Origin of the sequence: Okeania sp. SIO2F4 (assembly GCF_010672385.1) — a bacterium.
Lineage (GTDB): Bacteria > Cyanobacteriota > Cyanobacteriia > Cyanobacteriales > Microcoleaceae > Trichodesmium.
Genome location: NZ_JAAHGT010000520.1, coordinates 2,446 through 6,721 on the forward strand (window position 1 = coordinate 2,446; position 4,276 = coordinate 6,721).

At 37.0% G+C, this 4,276-nt stretch carries 6 protein-coding genes; 5 read left to right on the plus strand and 1 reads right to left on the minus strand.

Annotation, left to right across the window (positions count from 1 at the left end; all coding sequences use genetic code 11):
* Positions 1-183: 183 nt before the first annotated feature.
* Positions 184-483, plus strand: coding sequence for a hypothetical protein (locus tag F6K22_RS26405; protein WP_293104901.1), 300 nt, complete (start codon positions 184-186; stop codon positions 481-483).
* A 61-nt stretch (positions 484-544) separates the two neighbouring features.
* Here F6K22_RS26405 and F6K22_RS26410 read toward each other — a convergent pair whose 3' ends face one another.
* Complete coding sequence (locus F6K22_RS26410; protein WP_293104904.1) at positions 545-685, minus strand: hypothetical protein; 141 nt, start codon at positions 683-685, stop codon at positions 545-547.
* Between the two features lie 83 nt (positions 686-768).
* On the opposite strand from F6K22_RS26410, the gene F6K22_RS26415 reads away from it, so the two are divergent.
* The 4 genes from F6K22_RS26415 (at position 769) to F6K22_RS26430 (ending at position 4,232) form a co-directional block, all read left to right on the plus strand.
* Positions 769-1,068 carry a hypothetical protein gene (locus F6K22_RS26415; RefSeq protein WP_293104901.1) on the plus strand — a complete coding sequence of 100 codons (300 nt, stop codon included), beginning with the start codon at positions 769-771 and terminating at the stop codon, positions 1,066-1,068.
* A 329-nt stretch (positions 1,069-1,397) separates the two neighbouring features.
* Positions 1,398-1,721 (plus strand): hypothetical protein, encoded by a 324-nt coding sequence (locus F6K22_RS26420; protein WP_293104907.1) that lies wholly within the window; start codon positions 1,398-1,400, stop codon positions 1,719-1,721.
* A gap of 127 nt (positions 1,722-1,848) precedes the next feature.
* Positions 1,849-2,700 (plus strand): calcium-binding protein, encoded by an 852-nt coding sequence (locus F6K22_RS26425; RefSeq protein WP_293104909.1) that lies wholly within the window; start codon positions 1,849-1,851, stop codon positions 2,698-2,700.
* A gap of 371 nt (positions 2,701-3,071) precedes the next feature.
* Positions 3,072-4,232 carry a tetratricopeptide repeat protein gene (locus F6K22_RS26430; RefSeq protein ID WP_293104912.1) on the plus strand — a complete coding sequence of 387 codons (1,161 nt, stop codon included), beginning with the start codon at positions 3,072-3,074 and terminating at the stop codon, positions 4,230-4,232.
* The last annotated feature ends 44 nt before the right edge of the window (positions 4,233-4,276 follow it).

Below are 4,276 nucleotides of genomic sequence, written 5' to 3' on the forward strand. Positions count from 1 at the left end.
TATCAAAATTGCTTAATTCTTCTTCTCGAATTAAGCAATTTTTCGTAGGTAATTTAAGCAGAGATTTAGCTGCAAAAACATCTGCCAAAATGGCAACCATCCCCCGATAATTCTAGTTATATTAAAAATGTCAAACAAAGCAAAGTTGTTTGAAAATTTCCAAAACAAATAAGGAGAAACGCAATGATTATTTCTGAATTAAACTACTTAGAATCTGCTGAAGCTGAAGTATTAGGTGGAAAAGGAATCAACATTAATAGCCGGTTCAAATTAGACAAAGATGTTGATGCTGACGTTAAGATAGACGAAACATTCAAGAAGACTGTTAAGCTTGACTTAGGTGGTTTATCTGGAAATGGTGCTGAAGTACTAGGTTCTTCAGATGCTCAAGGTAACAACACATTCACCAGCATCATCTTTGGTACTCAAACTGAAGAGTATGTATCTGAGTCCTTCGTTAACGCTAGCTCCTTCACTAACTAGGTCATAGTTGTAGTCAAACTCAAGCCACCTCCTATTTCTAGGAAGTGCAACTCAAATTACTCTAGTTTGGTGATGGCAAACTCAGAATTTCATCACCAACTTTATCAAAATTGCTTAATTCTTCTTCTCGAATTAAGCAATTTTTCGTAGGTAATTTAAGCAGAGATTTAGCTGCAAAAACATCTGCCAAAATGGCAACCATCCCCCGATAATTCTAGTTATATTAAAAATGTCAAACAAAGCAAAGTTGTTTGAAAATTTCCAAAACAAATAAGGAGAAACGCAATGATTATTTCTGAATTAAACTACTTAGAATCTGCTGAAGCTGAAGTATTAGGTGGAAAAGGAATCAACATTAATAGCCGGTTCAAATTAGACAAAGATGTTGATGCTGACGTTAAGATAGACGAAACATTCAAGAAGACTGTTAAGCTTGACTTAGGTGGTTTATCTGGAAATGGTGCTGAAGTACTAGGTTCTTCAGATGCTCAAGGTAACAACACATTCACCAGCATCATCTTTGGTACTCAAACTGAAGAGTATGTATCTGAGTCCTTCGTTAACGCTAGCTCCTTCACTAACTAGGTCATAGTTGTAGTCAAACTCAAGCCACCTCCTATTTCTAGGAAGTGCAACTCAAATTACTCTAGTTTGGTGATGGCAAACTCAGAATTTCATCACCAACTTTATCAAAGGTGATAAAATTCACTGAAAGCTTATTCAAAGCTTTTAGCTTTCAATAAGATAATGTTTGTCAAGCAAAGATTAAGACAGCTATAGTGCTTAATATTAATTGTTTCCAACGCATAGTTAAGAGTTGGGTGAGTCAGTATAAGTATTGCCACCTAACCAACCCTACGTCTGGATTTAATATTCATTTAATCAACATTGTCTAAATAGCCAGCAGATTAGTTATGAGAAAATTAAAAATTAGTGACCTATCTTTTGATGAAACTATTAGTGATATTGAAGTCCGGGGTGGCTTCTTCTACTCTAGTAATTTTAATAATTTCAGGGATTTCTTATTTGAACGCTTACACATTTATGCACCTACTTTAAAAAACTACTTGTCAGAGGAAAAACAAGAGTCTGTGGCTCAAGAATCTAGAGAAAATAATGGTGATTATATATATCATCGTCGATTCTCCACTCTAGACAATAACACACAAATTACTGTGGAAGTAAAAATGACTAGTAATAGTAATTCTATCAGGGGTCATATGACATCTTATTTTTAGCTTTAATATTGCTGTTCTTAATTATTAGAATTGCAATATTAAAGCTGTTTATTGTTGGTTCTTCTTTGATGAAGAATAAAATATTTACCCTATCCCAAAAATAACTTTACTTTAAGAGGTGGACAAAATGACTACTGACATACAAGAAATTATAGATCAAATTCAGGCTAAAAGAGTCGAAGTTGAGGAAAGAGTAGAAGCTATTAAGGCAAAAACAGAAGATCTTCAAGCCAATTCCCAAACTGGAACGGATAGACGAGACTTTCTTTTTGGCTCGACTTTCGGTAATACTGTTATAGATGGGCTTGGTGGTGACGACGGACTTTTTGGACGTTTTGGCGATGACGAGATTCTTGGAGGTGACGGGGATGACCTCATAGACGGGGGTTTCGGAAATGACGATCTTTTTGGGCAAAACGGGGATGACCTAGTGACTGGGAAGTCTGGTGATGACTTCCTAAGCGGGGGGGATGGCAATGACATCTTGAATGGGGGGGCTGGCGATGACCAGATCGATGGGGGAGACGGTGACGACCAACTAAGTGGAGGTCCCGACAATGATATTCTCGTTGGAGGTACAGGTGCTGACATCCTTATAGGAGCTGGTGGGCAGCAGACAGGAGGAAATCCTCAGCAAGATATCCTAATTGGTGGTTTCCTTGATGCTGACGATGTTCCTGTTGGTGATGGTGCTCCGGATCAATACGTGCTTGGTGATAACAATAGCCCTTTTTATGCCACCGCTGGCTTTGCTGACTTTGTAACTATTTTGGACTTCGAGCTAGGTGTGGATGGTCTCGATTTAAGCCCATCTGTGAGTCATGGACTACTTTTCTTTGACGCCAACGATGATGGAGTTATCGATCCTAGCCAAGGTGACGGTACAGATATTTATGCTTTATTGCCTGATGGTGCAGATTTGATAGCTTCTGTAATAGGAGTAGATTTAACCCAGGGGCAGGGAACCGTGGTGATTTAACACCTTCCGGTTTGGGAGGGAATGCCAACAGGTTAATGATTATCAATAAAAATCCAGGATTTTAAAGGCTTAGAGCCTTTAAAATCAAGAGTTACTTGTTGTCAGTTTAATAAGTAAGTAAAAAATAAATGATGACACGCTAGTAGATGCTCCGTGTCATATCTTGCAGCATTATCAACAAAACCAAAAAAACCCGGTTTATAAAGGAAAAATCAAGGTCTTGAAGCTAAAATATTTGCAATAAAACCGGTTTTTAATCTAGGTGCTAGATTTATGCCATAACGAAAGTTTCTGGGGTAGGCAAAGATTTTGTTTACGATTTGCTCCCACCATAAAAACGGTATCATCAAGATAAATATGCTGATATAGCCATGAATAAAAAAGAATTTTCAAAATCAAATATTAAATCCCTCATCCAAATAGCGGTGCAAAAACATCAGTCTGGTGAATTGGATGAAGCTGAATCACTATACAAACAGATATTACAAATTCACCCGGAATGTATAGATAAGCAAGAAGATTTAGAAAAAGAATATCGCCCAATAATAATTGGTAATTTGGCAAATATATTTGAGCAAAAAGGCAAGTTAGATGCAGCGATAGAGCATTACCAACAGACTTTACAACTCAAGCCTGACTATGCTGAAGCTTATTATAATTTAGGTAATGTTTTTCGACAACAGGGCAAGTTAGAAGCAGCCGTAGAATCTTATCAGCAAGCTATAAAAATTAAACCTGAAATTGCTCAAGCTTATGATAATTTAGGTAATGTTTTTCGACAACAGGGCAAATTAAAAGCAGCCATAGAATCTTATCAGCAAGCTATAAAAATTAAACCTGACTTTGCTCAAGCCCATTATAACTTGGGTAATATTTTTCTAAAACAGGGCAAATTAAAAGCAGCCATAGAATCTTATCAGCAAGCTATAAAAATTAAACCTGACTATGGTATTGCTCATCACCAATTGGGTAATGCGTTGGATAAAAAAGGTGAACTAGAAGCAGCAGCAGAATCCTATCAACAAGCATTAAAATTTGTACCTGACTCTATTGCTACTGATACTTATTTTAACTTAGCAAGTATATATTCCGACCAAGGCAAGTTAGACGAAACAAGAGAAACGTATCAAAAAGCTTTAAAAATAAATCCTGATTATGCCCCAGCTAAATTTGGAATAGCGATTAATCAATTACCAATTATATATTCTAGTGTTGCAGAAATAAATATTCAACGAAATAAATATAAACAGCACCTCCAGGGATTAGCTCAAAGTTATCAAACAGCAAATTCTCAACAACTACAAAAAGCAGTCGAATTTGTCGGAACATTACAGCCTTTCTTCCTAGCTTATCAAGGCTTAAATGACCGAGATTTACAGCAAATCTATGGGGAAATGCTTGTTAATATTATGTCAAATAGCTATCCCCAATGGAGTCAAGATATTCCACTGCCAAATTTACGAGGGAATGAAAAGATTCGCATTGGTTTTGTTTCTACAACAACAGGCGCAATGCTGGCCCTGTCCATATAGTCGAATCCCTTGAGTTCCTCTTCACTCGCGACCGGGTCCGGGTA